The organism is Chitinophaga sp. S165 (assembly GCF_003182155.1).
GTDB lineage: Bacteria > Bacteroidota > Bacteroidia > Chitinophagales > Chitinophagaceae > Chitinophaga.
Genome location: NZ_QGTG01000001.1, coordinates 307,064 through 322,196, shown reverse-complemented (window position 1 = coordinate 322,196; position 15,133 = coordinate 307,064). Strand labels below are relative to the sequence as shown.

The following is a 15,133-nucleotide window of genomic DNA, read 5'->3' as shown; positions in this document are numbered from 1 at the left end:
CTTAAGCTTGTGCCAGCTTACTTCTCTTATAACCGTAACAGAAGTAAATGGTCAGACCGATCAGCAGCCAGATGAAGAACACCACCCAGTTCCTGAAGCCGATTTCTGTCATCAGATAGAAACAACTCAGCAGTCCCAGCACGGGAATCAGTGATAACTTTTTAAGGAAAGAAAGTACAGAGAACAGCAATGCTGCCACTACAAAAAAGAAGAAAGGGATATTATGCTTCCATACCTCCCAGCCGCCTGCAAATGACAATCTTTGAGGCAGTTCGTTACGGAACAGGTATGCAAAGAGGATAACAATTGCTGGTACAATAAACCGTCCACTGATGTACGGCAGCCTGAAACGTTTGGAACGTGGATCTTTCTCCTGCGGAGGCAGTAACAAAACACCACCACATACCAGAATAAATGCGAACAACGTACCGATACTGGTCAGGTCCGTTACGATGGTCAGGTTCAGGAACAATGCCGGAACACCTACCAGGAACCCGGTTATAATAGTGGCAAAAGAAGGCGTTTTGAACTTCGGGTGAATGGTACTGAACTTCTTCGGTAACAAACCGTCACGGCTCATGCTCATCCAGATACGCGGCTGCCCGATCTGGAATACCAGCAATACGCTCGTTGTAGCCACCACAGCGCTCACAGAGATGAGGAAACTCACTTTAGGCAGGTTTACCGCATTGAACACGAACGCCAGCGGATCTTCCACCTTCAGTTGTGAGTACGACACCATACCCGTCAATACAAAAGCTATAAGGATATATAATACTGTACAGATGATCAGGGAATAGATCATTCCTTTCGGAAGATCCCTCTGCGGATTAGCGCACTCCTCCGCCGTAGTACTGATAGCATCAAACCCGATATAGGCAAAGAACACGGCAGACACTCCTTTTAACACTCCCGAGAATCCATTAGGCATAAAGGGCGACCAGTTGTCTACATTCACATAAAAAGCCCCTACCACGATCACAAAGAGGATCACCAGGATCTTCAGCCCCACCATAAAATTGGCGCTCTTTTTACTTTCCCGGATCCCCACATAGGCCAGGTAAGTAACCAGCACCACAATGATAAATGCAGGCAGGTTCAAAATAATAGGAACACCGAAGATATGCGGCGCCGTCTGATACAACGCGTCTGAAGCACTGTCATAGTTATTGGCCAGCCATTCAGGGAACGACAGGTTAACCCCGATAGCACCGCCTATACCCGCCAGCAGGTTATTGAAATACCCGCTCCAGGATATAGCCACCGCAATATTCCCAATGGCATATTCGAGGATCAGCGCCCAACCGATAACCCAGGCGGCCAGTTCCCCGAAGGTCACATATGAATAAGTATAAGCACTGCCGGAAACAGGTACCCGCGACGCAAACTCCGCATAGCAGAGCGCAGAGAACCCGCAGGTCACAGCAGTAATAATAAAAAGTAAAGAAACTCCGGGGCCTCCATGATAAGAAGCTTCCCCGATCGTAGAGAAGATACCTGCGCCGATCACCGCAGCAATACCTAAGGCGGTCAGGTCCCGCACCTTTAATACCTTGTTTAATTCCCCTCCTCCATGCGCATCCGTTAAACCATCTTGAGCATCTTGCAGTATACTGATAATAGATTTCTTACGAAAAAGCGATTTGGACGACATCAGGTATTTTGGTTACAGGTTTAGCTAATGCGCGAATATATATAAATTAACCGATACACAAACTGCAGGCAGATTGCGTATCAGTTTTTTAGTGTTCCCTGTTCAGCAGATAGTTAGCCAGTTCTGTTAATGGTTTCTTGCGACTGGAAAGCACCGCGATGTTTTCCAGATGCTCAAAGGCCAGTTGCTGGAATCGGTCTTTTTCCTTTTCCGCCCAGGCATCCACCTTACAGTCATGGAACAGTTCCAATACCTGTGCTACCTTATCATCCGGGCTGGTAGCCAGCAGTTCCTTCAGTTTTTTGTTCTGTGCCGGATTACACATGTCCAGCGCTTTTAACAGCAGGAAGGTCTTCTTATTTACCAGGATGTCCCCTCCCTGTTGTTTACCGAACTTTTCCGGATCACCGAATGCATCCAGGTAGTCATCCTGGATCTGGAAGGCAATCCCTATATTCTTGCCGAATTCATATAAATGCTGCTGATTGTATTCGCTGCCTCCGCCAATGATCGCCCCCATCTTCAGACTGGCTGCCAGTAACACGGAGGTCTTCAGTGCGATCATATTCACATAGTCGTCGTACTTCACCTGTTCCGGTTCCATCTCCTCAAAGTCCATGTCTATCTGCTGCCCCTCACATACTTCCACTGCTGCTTTGTTGAAAGCAGCGATCAGTTTCTGCTTATAATGGGGCTGTACCTTGTTCAGATACTCGTATACCTTGATCAGCATTACGTCTCCCGCCAGTATTGCCGCCGTTTCGCCATACAGCGTATGTACGGTAGGCTGATTACGGCGTAAAGGCGCTTTGTCCATGATATCATCATGCACCAGTGTGAAATTGTGGAACAGTTCCACTGCGGTGCCCACTTCAAAAGCATCCGGATGGATCTCGTCAAACAGTTCATTACCCATAATGCTCAGGACCGGTCTTATACGTTTACCGCCGATATTAAGGATATGGCTCGCAGCGTCATACAGTTTCTTTGGCTGCTGTGGAAATTGTTCTTTACTAAAATGTTCTCCGAACCGGATAGTCAGGTCTTTAAATGAATGCATGGTGGTCTGTTATCGAATAAGCGGCTGTAAGTTATATAAATTATGGCTTTTTACGGGAAGTCGATCCCTGCTTCTTTGCAGACGCAGGTTTCTTCTTACCAGCTGTTTCTTTCTTTTTCCCTTTCGGCTTTGTATCCCTTCTTTCACCAGCTCTTTCTCCAGCTGCCGGTTTACGTGCAGACCTTCCACGTGGCGGAGCTGGTACGCTTCCCTCTTCTTCTATCAGGTCATAGTCCAGCTGACGTTTCACCAGATTGGCCGCTACCACCTGTATCCTCACTTTATCACCTATACGGATCTTTCTGCCGGTGAACATACCGATCAGGGCATACTCATTCTCGTCATACTTGAACTCGTCTTTGGTCGTCATATTGTGAATGCTCACAAGTCCCTCACACTTGGTATCTACAGTCTCCACCCAGAAGCCGAAGTGTGCAACACCGCTCACTACACCGTCAAACTCTTCGCCAATGTATTGCTGCATGTATTCCACCTGCTTGTATTTATTCGCAGCTCTTTCAGCATCCATTGCCTTGCGTTCCATTTCCGAAGAATGTTTACACTTCTTTTCCATCTGTTTATCCGGATGGATATTGTGTGTCAGACATTGCTGCAATACACGGTGTACCAGTACATCCGGATAACGGCGTATCGGTGATGTAAAGTGACAGTAGTGATCAAATCCTAATCCGTAGTGACCAATGTCATCCACCGTATATGCCGCTTTCGCCATCGTACGGATACCCAGGGTTTCCAGTACATGCTGTTCCGGCTTACCATGAGCAAGTCGTAACATTTCATTGAAAGAGCGGGCCAGTTTATCCGGATTATCTACTTCCAGCTTATGGCCGAACTTACGGGCAAAACCTGAAAACAACTTGAGCTTTTCTTCATCCGGCGTGTCATGCACACGGTATGGGAACGGCACATGTTGATTTGTACCTATACGGATATTGTATACATATTCCGCTACGGTCCTGTTAGCCAGCAGCATCAGTTCTTCAATCAGCTGATGGGCCTCCTTACTTTCTTTCACCACAATACCAATTGGTTTTGCGTTTTCATCCAGCTGGAAGCGCACCTCCTGGGAAGAGAAGTTGATAGCGCCATTATCAAAACGCTTCTTACGGAGCGTTTGCGCGATCTTATTCAACAGCAGCACCTCGTCCTGGTAAGGACCTTCACCCGATTCAATCACGTCCTGCACCTGCTCGTACGTAAAACGATGGTTAGAGTGTATCAGGGTCCTGCCTATCCAGTGCTCCTTGATATCACCATTCTCATTCATCTTAAACACTGCAGAAAAAGTAAGCTTGTCTTCATGCGGACGCAGGGAACACAGCTCGTTCGAGATCTTTTCCGGCAGCATAGGCAACACACGGTCCGGCAGGTATACAGAAGTGGCACGTTTATCAGCCTCCTTATCCAGCGCCGTATCCGGCAGTACATAATGGCTTACGTCCGCGATATGCACGCCTACTTCGTACCAGCTGCCACGCAGCTTGCGGATAGAAATGGCATCGTCAAAATCCTTTGCATCTACCGGGTCAATGGTAAACGTAAGGATCTTACGGAAGTCTTTTCTCTTCTTCACTTCCTCTGCATCTATGTTCTCGCTGATCTGATTCAGTTCTTTGATAACATCGTCCGGGAAGCTAAGCGGAAAGCCGCTTTCTATCAGGATCTCTTTCATCGCGAGGTCGTTGGTATTGCTGGCGTCCAGCACCTCCACGATCTCTCCCACCGGCTTGCGGGTCTTTTCACCCCAGGCCACTACCTTCACTACTGCTTTATCCCCGTTCTTCGCATTTTTCATGGAATTAGCGGGAATGTATATATCAGGCATGAACAGCCCTTTTTCCGGTACCAGGAATGCAAAGCCTTTATTGACCTGCAGGGTACCGGTGAACTCTATCTTTTTGCGTTTAACTATTTCCGTTATTACACCCTCCATACGTCCCTCATTCTTTGCCTGTTTGATCACATCAACCAGTACGTCGTCTCCATCAAGGGCGGTATTGAGGTTTTTCTGGCGGACCATTACGTCCTTTTCCTGTCCTTCAATTATTACAAAAGACATCCCGGAACGGGTTATCTGTACAGTACCACGAAAGGTTTTCTTCTGGCTACTGTGTTTTTGAGGTTTTTTCTTTTTTGTCATTCTCGTAACGTTTAATCATGGTTACTTCCAAACTGATCCACGTAAGTAAAAATATAATTATTAAATGATTCTCCTTCCCCAAAGAGGAAAGATATTTCGACCGGCATAACGGCTATGGGTAAGTTCATGGGACGCAGCTGTTCTTCGAGCAGTTGTAGTCTTACCGCGTCCTTTTCCGTTGTTACCACCAGTTTGCTGGCGCCGGGAAGGTTGCCGAGTTCCCTGTTGATTTTCTCCATATCAGATACGGAATAATAATAATGATCCGGAAATGGCAGGAGGAACACGTTTTTATAGCTTTCCTTCAGTTGTTGTAAAAGTGGCTCCGGACGGGCAATACCACAAACGAGTAATACGGTGGTATCTGCCGGTACGGTAACCGGTGCGCCGCTGAACATGTCGTATAAGCTGCCATATGTCAGAGAAGTAAAAAACAGTTGCTGATGTGGCAGGGGATTGATTTCCTGCCTGATGGCGGCTTTTTCGGTAGCAGACAGTTGCGGCGGACATTTGGACACAATGATACAATTGGCCCTTTCATAGCCTTTACGGCCTTCGCGCAGGCGGCCAAACGGTACTACATGGTCTTTCGTAAAACGGCGGCTGTAATCGGTGATGAGGATGTTCATACCTGGTTTCACAGAACGGTGCTGGAAGGCATCATCCAGCAGTATCACTTCTGTTTCGGGACGTTCTCCCAGCAGCTGAGGTATGGCCAGCATACGCTCTTCCCCCACGCACACTTCAATCTCAGGGAATTTACGATGGAACTGCATAGGCTCATCACCCAGTTGTGCCGCTGTGCTGGCAGCATCCGCCAACAGATAGCCGCTCGTGCGCCTGTTGTATCCCCGGCTGAGGGTGGCTACACGGTAATTATCTTTTAATGCCCTGATCAGGTGTTCTACATGAGGGGTTTTACCCGTACCTCCCACAGAGAGGTTACCTACGGCAATAACAGGCAGGTCAAACTCTACGGCTGTCAGTACATTGGTATCATAGAAACGGTTGCGGACCCACATTACCAGGCCATACAACAGGGAAAAAGGATATAATAAGATCTTCAGGTGTTTCAGCATCAGTAGCTTTTTTTGAAATCATAAATTGTTTGCGGCGTTACGACCATATGCAGGGGAACGTCATTGTCGTTCACATCTGCGATGGCTTCTACCGGTTCAAACAATGACAGTCCGATGGTGGTCACTGTTGGCAGGCATTGCTTCAGGAAACGGTCATACATGCCTTTTCCGTATCCGACCCGCTGCCCTTTTTTATCAAATGCCAGCATAGGCACAAAAACCAGGTCCATTTCCGCCGGCATTAGTGGCAATCCACCATCGGGTTCAGGTATACCATAGGCGTTCTTCACCAGGACAGTTTCCGGTTTCCACAGGAAATGCTCCATCTCCGCACTGCGCATGTCTGACTTAGACAGCGCCCATTGCAATGCAGGATAGGCCGTCCTGGCCCAGTCTACCAGTGCGTGTGTGTCCGCTTCTTTCTTTTCAGTGATGGGAAGAAAAATGTGTGCCATTCTGAAGGCGCTGTAATCCAGTCGCCGGCATTGGTCCAATAACTCCCTGTTCAGGGTGGCGATCACATTATCCGGAAGGTTCAAGCGTTTTTCCAGATATTCCTTTCGTATATCCTTTTTTGTTAACAAGTGGATCTAAATTACCTCAAAGATAGCTTTTCTGCCTGTTCCTTCACAAAAGCCTTGTCAATCAGCTCAGTGTGAGGTATCCTGCCCAGCAGCGGATAACCGCTCCATCCTATCACTTCGGCTTCATTGGTATGGTGTTCGCCGCTGAAGATCCAGCCCAGTACAGGAATAGCGCGTTGTCTCAACACCTGTGCGGTCAGTAGTGCGTGGTTGATGCTGCCCAGGTAGTTCTGAGCCACAATAATAACTTTCGCCTCCAGTTGCTGTATAAAATCGATCGTGAAGACCTGTTCCGTTAACGGCACCATCAGCCCTCCTGCTCCCTCTATTACGAGCGACCGGCTTTGTGGCTGAATGCTGTGCGCCAGTTCAAGTATCCGTTTTACGTTAATGTTAACATCTTCCAGTCTCGCCGCCAGATGTGGCGAGGCGGGTGCTTCCAGGCAATAGGCTTCCCGGTGGCAAACCGACACCGGATTTGATAATAGACTTTTTACCGTATCTGTGTCTGTCCCCTCCATCAGCCCCGTTTGTACGGGTTTCCAGTAATCAGCTTGCAATGCTTCTACGACGCATGCAGAGGTTACTGTTTTTCCTACTCCGGTACCGATCCCGGTTATAAATATCCGCTGACTCATGTTATGCAAAGATAGTATAATAGGAATTACTTTGATAATCAATTCCTGGTTAAGGGTGCGGTGGTGTGTTTGTTTTCAATGGTACAAAGTTGCAATATGTGTGCGCACTCTTTTTGCGCAGGTAGGAATTATTTTTTCTGATCTGGAAATTTTGAAGCGAATGGGGCTTGCAGTGATACCAGCGTTTCTTCCAGTTCTTTGGCGAATGGGGCTTACGGTGATTCCAGCGTTTCTTCCAGTTCTTTCGTGGATAAGGCTTACAGTGATTCCAGCGCTGACCTTCCAGCTCGCAGTTCGGATGGGATCTCTCGCTCTACTTCTTTGAAGTTCCTTAACATTGAGCGTTGAGGGGCGGGTTTGCTTTAGTTTATCTATTTAACGCCTGGTGCGGCGCGTCAGCATACTTCAAAGAACTAAAGGCCATCGATCTCCATCCGAATGCTCACTGTGGCCGGTCCCCAAAACAATATCCAGAGACCCTATACCTGCATTTTGTTGCATCCAATGTTATGTTATCCTGTTATCTGTTATGTTATCCAGTTACCCTGTTATCCTCTTACCCTGTTATCCTCTTATCCTGTTAGCGCGTTATTTTGCTCATCCAGGTCCTGCTTTGGAACCAGATGCAACGTATAAGCACATCAACATACTTCAGGAAGCTAAAAACCATCGATCCTGCATGTGCCTTTCCCTGCTCTCAGAGGCTTAATCTCTTCCTTTCGAGAGGCGCAAGAGGCATGTTATTATTCAACTCATTATTCTCTATCTAATTGTCCATCTGGCCCAATTAGCCTTACATCGGTTTAATTAATTACAGCTCACCTTAAACTACATATACCATTCATTTACAACTATTTACGCCCAAAACAACACCCACAGAATGATCCAAACCCTGCTTGAGCGGCCTTTGATCTCTATATCTCCATATCGTGAAACCGTCATCTGGCCGTCACTTTACCGTCATCTGTATATCCTTTCGATATAGAGATGAGCCTAAAGTGATATGGAAGAGACGGTGAAGCGATATGGACGAACCGATAAAAGACAATGTAGAAAAGGATATAATGCGGATAAAACAACGAAAACACAATGTGGCAGCACGATTGAGACGAAACGGATAAAAAGAAAGGAATAAAAGAATGAACGAGAAGGCGGGTAAGAAGACGAATAATAGAACGGATCAGAAGAAACGGACCAACGGGATAGTGGCAGCCTGGGTCCTGCTATAATTGGAGAGACCGAACCGCAGCGAGCATTCGGTTGGAAATCACTGGCCTTGGTTATTTGAAGTATGCTGAAGCGACCCATCAGGGGTTAAAAGATAAACTAAAGCCTATCCACCCAAAAATGCTAAATGGAAAGGAACTTCAAAGAACCACAGCCTGTGATTCCATCCGAACTGCGAGTTAGAAGGTCAACGCTAGAATCACCGTAAGCCCTATCCACCGAGCCAGAAGGTCAACGCTGGAATCACTGTCAGCTCCATCCGCCAAACTCAAGTCCAAGTATACGTCATGTATGCAGCATGTATAAGCCATGTATAAAGCGTACTTAAGGTATAGCACTCTGTAGTAAACCGGGATAGCGGAAATTCCTTACATTCGCTACAGTCCAACAAGATTTATATGAAATTTTGCAATAGTATCCTCGAAACGATCGGAAACACCCCCCTTGTTAAGTTACACCGCGTTACAGCCGGCCTCCCCTGTCCGGTATTCGCAAAAGTCGAGTTCTTTAACCCAGGCAACTCCATTAAGGACCGTATGGCCGTTAAAATGGTCGAAGAAGCCGAAAAGCAAGGCTTGCTCAAACCGGGCGGCACAATTATCGAAGGTACTTCCGGAAATACCGGTATGGGCCTCGCACTGGCTGCAGTCATCAAAGGTTATAAATGTATTTTCACTACTACAGATAAACAGTCTAAAGAGAAAGTAGACATTCTCAAGGCCGTAGGTGCTGAAGTGATCGTCTGCCCCACAAACGTGGAACCGGAAGATCCACGCTCCTATTACTCCGTTGCCCGCAGACTGGCAACTGAGATACCGAACGCATTTTATGTCAACCAGTATGACAATCTCGCTAACCGGGATGCTCACTACGAACAGACCGGTCCTGAGCTATGGGAACAGACTGAAGGTAAGATAACTCACCTCGTTGTCGCTACAGGTACTGGCGGTACCATTACCGGCGCAGGTAAGTATTTGAAAGAGAAAAATCCGGATATACAGGTATGGGCGATTGATAGTTATGGTTCCCTGCTGAAAAAATATCACGAGACCGGTGAACTGGACATGACCGAGGTATACCCTTATATCACGGAAGGTATCGGTGAAGATTTCGTTCCCCAGAACTACGATATGAGCGTGATCGATCATTTTGAGAAAGTAACCGACAAAGATGGTGCTGTGATGGCCCGCCGTATCTCTAAAGAGGAAGGTATTTTCGTCGGATATTCCGCTGGCTCGGCCGTGTCAGGATTATTGCAGTTGAAAAGTAAGCTGAAGCCTACCGATGTTGTTGTGGTGGTATTCCATGATCATGGCAGCCGTTATGTCGGTAAAGTTTATAATGATCAGTGGATGATGGAACGCGGCTTCCTGGACGTAAAGACAGTGAAGGATGTGGTGAACGGCCGTCGTAATCAGCCGCTGGTGACCATTGATCAGGAAGAAAAAGTAAGTGAGGCAATCGTCAAGATGAAGAAATATGATATCGAACATCTGCCCGTATTGCATAATAACCAGATCGTTGGGGCTATTTCTGAGGGAGGCCTTTTCAATCGCCTGATCGATGATACGAACCTGAAGGATGCACAGATCAAACAGGTGATGCAGCATGCCTTTCCGGAGGTAAGTATGGATACGCCAATTGAAAAGCTGTCCGTCTACATCAACAAAGAGAATGGCGCTGTGATCACGAAAGACGATGGCGGCAAACCTCACATCGTAACCAAATATGACATCATTCAGGCACTGGGTAGTTAATTGATCAGATGCCGGCAATGAATATTTACATAGATCAGATGGGGCGGGAAGTGGCCATTCCCTGCCCGCCCCGCCGGATCATCTCCCTGGTCCCTTCTCAAACAGAGTTACTGTATGATCTCGGACTGGATGAAGAGGTGGTCGGCATTACAAAATTCTGTATCCATCCAGACAACTGGTTCCGAAATAAGACACGCATAGGTGGCACAAAACAACTACATATCGACCAGATCCTGGCCCTGCAACCCGACCTGGTTATTGCCAATAAGGAAGAGAATACTGCCGAACAGGTGAAAGCCCTCATGCAGCACGTGCCTGTTTGGGTGAGCGACATTCATCAACTGGAGGATGCCCTGGATATGATCAAAAGTATCGGTACTATAACTGGCAAAAGTGAACATGCCAGTCGGATGGCAGATACCATCTCTCTCAGCTTCAGTAAATTAAACGAAAACAAACGGGATATACAGCGTGAGCAGCACGCACAGAGCGAACCTGGTGCAAAGCACCGGCCGGACATTCCGGACGAAACCAATGTGCGGAGCAAACGAAAGCAGGATTCACTGCGCACCGCTTATTTTATCTGGCGGGAGCCGTGGATGGTGGCAGGCGGCGATACATTCATCCATACAATGTTAAGTTACTGCGGACTGGAAAACGTCTTTGCGGAAACACCACGATATCCGGGTATTGACATTGAACAACTGAAAGCACTGGATTGTCAGCTGGTACTGCTTTCATCAGAACCTTATCCCTTTAAAGAAAAACATATTGCAGAATTGCAGGCGTTGTTGCCAATGGCGCGCATTGAACTGGTAGATGGAGAAATGTTCTCATGGTATGGCAGCCGGCTGTTAAAATCGGCTGGATATTTCAGGGACTTGCTGGCGAGACTGTAACCGGTCTTTATTTCATATTAAACAATTGTTATCCCGAAGGGTCAGTTCTATGACCAGCGACAAGGATTTGCCCGAAAAAATGACGAATTCCTATAAAAAAGACCACTTTTTTTGTGATTCTTACAATTCTTATTCTGAATTCTACTATAATAGTTAATCTTTAGTACTTATATTTGCTGTCCTTAAATGTAAAACAATCCGAAAGCTATGGGAAAATACAGAGCTGGCGTGTTATTCGGCGAAGAGCTGGATGCGCTGTACAATGATGCCAAGAATAACGCATGGGCAATGCCTGCTGTTAACGTAGTGGGTACCAACTCAGTAAACGCAGTACTGGAAACCGCTGCCAAAGTAAACTCACCTGTAATTATTCAGTTTTCTAATGGCGGTGCGCAGTTCTTTGCCGGTAAAGGAATGCCGAATGATAAGCTGCAGGCTAATATTGCCGGTGGTATTTCCGGTGCAAAACACGTACACGAAGTGGCAAAATACTATGGTGTTCCTGTAGTATTGCACACTGACCACGCTGCTAAAAAATGGTTGCCATGGATCGATGGTTTGCTGGATGCCGGTGAACTGTTCATGAAACAGACCGGTCAGCCACTGTACAGCTCCCACATGCTGGACCTCTCCGAAGAGCCACTGCACGAGAACATAGAAACTTCCCTGAAATATTTCGAAAGAATGAACAAACTGGGTATGTCCATCGAGATCGAACTGGGCGTAACCGGTGGTGAAGAAGATGGTGTTGACAACTCAGGTGTTGAAAACCACAAACTGTATACTCAGCCTGAAGAAGTAGCTTACGCTTATGAAACCCTGTCTAAAGTAGGTAGCCGTTTCACTGTAGCAGCTGCTTTCGGTAACGTACACGGCGTTTACTCTCCGGGTAATGTGGAACTGCGTCCGATCATCCTGCAGAACAGCCAGGAGTTCATCCAGAAAAAACATAACACTGCTGCTAAACCAGTATATTATGTATTCCATGGTGGTTCCGGTTCTCCTAAACACCAGATCAATGAAGCACTGGGTTATGGTGTGATCAAAATGAACATCGATACAGACATGCAGTGGGCATTCTGGGAAGGTATTCATGATTTCTACGAAGCGAAAAAAGACTATCTGCAGGCACAGCTGGGAAACCCGGAAGGTCCTGAGAAGCCAAATAAAAAATACTACGACCCACGCGTATGGCTGCGTAAAGGCGAAGAAACTTTCGTTAAACGTCTTGAAGAAGCTTTTGCTGACCTGAACTGCATCGGCAGGAACGCATAATCCGCGTCGAGGTATAATTTACAGATCCCCGGGAGTCATTCCCCGGGGATTTTTTTTGCAACATGTTTTTATTATAGCACTTATATATATATCTTTCCGATCAAATTGTTGGTTGCCAGGTACTTTACCTATAATTACCTCAGTAGAATACTTTGGAAGTTAATATAATTTGTATCTTGCACAACTATTTCGTAACCTAATAGCACAATATGTCAAGCTGGTTTAAGCGCATTAAACAAGGCATTCAAACGTCTACAAGTGAAAAGAAAGAGGCGCCGGATGGATTGTGGCACAAATGTCCTAGTTGCAAAAAAACCTCTACAGTAAAAGATCTGAAAGAGCACTTTTATGTCTGCGACAAGTGTAACTACCACAATCGCATCAATTCGGCCGAGTATTTCGAAATTCTATTTGACGATAATCAGTTCGAAGAGCTTTTTGACAACATCTATCCTAAAGATTTCCTCGGATTCAAAGACCTGAAACCTTACGGAGCCAGGTTGATCGATGCTCAGAAGAAATCAGGACTGAAAGACGCGATGCGCGTTGGGGTAGGTAAAGTATTGGAAAACGACCTCGTGATCGCTTGTATGGATTTTGCCTTCATCGGCGGTTCCATGGGTTCCGTGGTAGGTGAAAAGATCGCCCGTTCCATCGATCATTGTATCGCGCACAAAATGCCGTTGATGATCATCTCCAAATCAGGTGGCGCCCGTATGATGGAAAGTGCCTTCTCCCTGATGCAGATGGCTAAAACGTCCGCGAAACTGACACAACTGGCGGAAGCAAAACTGCCTTATATTTCCCTGATGACAGACCCTACTACCGGTGGTGTGACTGCATCCTTCGCTATGCTGGGAGACCTGAATATAGCGGAGCCTAAAGCCCTGATCGGTTTTGCCGGTCCGCGCGTTATCAAGGAAACAATTAAAAAAGACCTGCCGGAAGGATTCCAGAGTGCTGAGTTCCTGCAGGAACATGGGTTCCTCGACCTGATCATCGACCGTAAGGAAATGAAAGAACGTCTGGCTGCCCTGTTACAGTTATTTAAACACTAAGCACCAAAACTTAAGAAATTAAGGGTTAGGAATTAAAGATTAGGAATTAGGATGCATTTTCCTGAATTTCAATTTTTAATTCCTAATTTTTAATTCCCAATTACTAAAGACAATGGCAGAACTCAAGAACAGATCGGCATATTTCGAGTACGCAATAGAGGATAAGTATATTGCCGGGATGGTATTGACAGGAACAGAGATCAAGTCCATCCGCGGTAGCAGGGTGAGCTTCAATGATTCTTTCTGCTATTTCCATAAAGGAGAATTGTTTGTTAGAAGCCTGCATATTGCCGAGTATTCACACGGCACCTATGCCAATCATGATCCCCTGCGTGAACGTAAGTTACTGCTAACCAAACGGGAACTTCGTAAGCTTGAAAATAAGATAAAAGAACGCGGCTATAGCATTATCCCTTTACGCATCTTCATTACCGACAAAAGCCTGGCAAAGATCGAGATCGGCCTGGGTAAAGGTAAAAAGCTGCACGATAAACGTGAAAGCATTAAACAACGCGAAACGGACAGGGAGATCAGAAGATTCCTGAAATAAGAAAATCTATTATTCGAGTATATGCAAAACCGTTTCTGGTGGCTGATCGCCCCTATCCTATTGATCCTCTCCTGCAAATCAGGTGAGAAAATGTACAACAAAGGCAGATACGATGAAGCCGTACTGTTGTTCGTTAAAAAATTACAGAAAAAACCTGCACACACTGTTTCACTGCAACTTCTTCCTGATGCATATGCACAGGCTAAACGCTCTCATGAGGACAAAGTAAATGGTTACATGACCTCCAACGATCCTTTGAAATGGGAGTACATCAACAACGAATATCGTGCCCTGCAAAGACTGTACGATGGCATTAACGCCTCTCCCGCAGCCCGCGCCATTGTAAAACCGAAAGATTATCGCAATGCCATTACCGGTGCACAGGAAAACGCCGCCCAGGTAAGGTATGACAGAGGTGTAGACCTCCTCGAAGAAGGTAGTAAAGGCGCTGCCCGGCAAGCGTTCGATGAATTTCAGGCTGCCCTGAACCTCATCCCTAACTACCGTAACTCCGCCCAGCTCCGCGATGAATCTTTCCAGAGAGGCCTCGTGAATGTAGTCGTAAGACAGATCGAAGTACGGTCTCCCTACTATCAGTTCAGCGCTGACCAGTTCCGGGATATCCTGATCCGTAACCTCCAACAGCGGAATATCAACCGTTTTGTACAATTCACGGACGAACGTATTGCCAAAAACAATAAAATACAACCTGACCAGTTCCTGGAAATGCGCTTCTACGATTTCGTAGTAGGACAAACCTACGTAGACCGTACAGAAAAAGAAGTATCCAGACAAGTCGTTGTAGGATCCGTAAAAGACACTTCCGGCAAGAAGATCGACCGCTATGGCACCGTGAAAGCGAAAGTATATGTCGTTAAATCCACCGTCCTGTCAAAAGGCCTGCTGGATTATCAGCTGGTTGATGTAGCCACCAACAATATCGTACGTACAGACAGGCTTCCGGGTAGTTATACCTGGATGAACCAGTTTGGCTATTATAAGGGTGACGAACGCGCCTTAAGCGACGAAGACAGAGCTTTAATAGGTGGCGAAGATATTCCGCCGCCACCACCTCAGGATCTTTTCCTCGAGTTCACGAAACCGATCTATGATCAGCTGACCCGTGAAATGCAGGCTGTTTATAATAACATGTAAGAAAATTATTAACCCGTGGCTTGACCGGGGATATAA

At 46.5% G+C, this 15,133-nt stretch carries 12 protein-coding genes; 6 read left to right on the top strand and 6 right to left on the bottom strand.

Annotation, left to right across the window (positions count from 1 at the left end):
- Position 1: 1 nt before the first annotated feature.
- The 6 genes from C7475_RS01230 to bioD all read right to left on the bottom strand — a co-directional run bounded on the left by C7475_RS01230 (position 2) and on the right by bioD (position 7,176).
- Positions 2-1,654, bottom strand: a complete 1,653-nt coding sequence (locus C7475_RS01230; RefSeq protein ID WP_110050187.1) for an amino acid permease — start codon at positions 1,652-1,654, stop codon at positions 2-4.
- 88 nt (positions 1,655-1,742) lie between these two features.
- Positions 1,743-2,714, bottom strand: coding sequence for a polyprenyl synthetase family protein (locus C7475_RS01225; RefSeq protein ID WP_110050185.1), 972 nt, complete (start codon positions 2,712-2,714; stop codon positions 1,743-1,745).
- A 40-nt stretch (positions 2,715-2,754) separates the two neighbouring features.
- Positions 2,755-4,875, bottom strand: coding sequence for a ribonuclease R (rnr, locus tag C7475_RS01220; RefSeq protein WP_110050183.1), 2,121 nt, complete (start codon positions 4,873-4,875; stop codon positions 2,755-2,757).
- An 11-nt stretch (positions 4,876-4,886) separates the two neighbouring features.
- Complete coding sequence (lpxK, locus tag C7475_RS01215) at positions 4,887-5,954, bottom strand: tetraacyldisaccharide 4'-kinase (RefSeq protein ID WP_110050180.1); 1,068 nt, start codon at positions 5,952-5,954, stop codon at positions 4,887-4,889.
- A complete protein-coding gene (locus C7475_RS01210) occupies positions 5,954-6,538 on the bottom strand; it encodes a 5-formyltetrahydrofolate cyclo-ligase (RefSeq protein WP_158286379.1) in 585 nt (194 codons plus the stop codon). The genes lpxK and C7475_RS01210 overlap by 1 nt, the downstream gene beginning before the upstream one ends.
- 11 nt (positions 6,539-6,549) lie before the next feature.
- Entirely contained in the window at positions 6,550-7,176 is a 627-nt protein-coding gene (gene bioD, locus C7475_RS01205) for a dethiobiotin synthase (protein ID WP_110050176.1), read from the bottom strand.
- A 1,625-nt stretch (positions 7,177-8,801) separates the two neighbouring features.
- On the opposite strand from bioD, the gene C7475_RS01195 reads away from it, so the two are divergent.
- The 6 genes from C7475_RS01195 (at position 8,802) to C7475_RS01170 (ending at position 15,097) form a co-directional block, all read left to right on the top strand.
- Positions 8,802-10,160, top strand: a complete 1,359-nt coding sequence (locus tag C7475_RS01195; protein ID WP_110050172.1) for a pyridoxal-phosphate dependent enzyme — start codon at positions 8,802-8,804, stop codon at positions 10,158-10,160.
- A gap of 17 nt (positions 10,161-10,177) precedes the next feature.
- Positions 10,178-11,059 (top strand): ABC transporter substrate-binding protein, encoded by an 882-nt coding sequence (locus C7475_RS01190; protein WP_110052779.1) that lies wholly within the window; start codon positions 10,178-10,180, stop codon positions 11,057-11,059.
- A 207-nt stretch (positions 11,060-11,266) separates the two neighbouring features.
- Positions 11,267-12,334, top strand: a complete 1,068-nt coding sequence (gene fbaA / locus C7475_RS01185) for a class II fructose-bisphosphate aldolase (RefSeq protein ID WP_110050170.1) — start codon at positions 11,267-11,269, stop codon at positions 12,332-12,334.
- 209 nt (positions 12,335-12,543) lie between these two features.
- Entirely contained in the window at positions 12,544-13,392 is an 849-nt protein-coding gene (gene accD / locus C7475_RS01180) for an acetyl-CoA carboxylase, carboxyltransferase subunit beta (RefSeq protein ID WP_110050168.1), read from the top strand.
- Positions 13,393-13,504: 112 nt separating this feature from the next.
- Positions 13,505-13,942 carry an SsrA-binding protein SmpB gene (gene smpB / locus C7475_RS01175; RefSeq protein WP_110050166.1) on the top strand — a complete coding sequence of 146 codons (438 nt, stop codon included), beginning with the start codon at positions 13,505-13,507 and terminating at the stop codon, positions 13,940-13,942.
- Between the two features lie 21 nt (positions 13,943-13,963).
- On the top strand, positions 13,964-15,097 hold the full coding sequence (locus tag C7475_RS01170) for a hypothetical protein (RefSeq protein ID WP_110050162.1): 1,134 nt from the start codon (positions 13,964-13,966) through the stop codon (positions 15,095-15,097).
- Positions 15,098-15,133 lie beyond the last annotated feature (36 nt).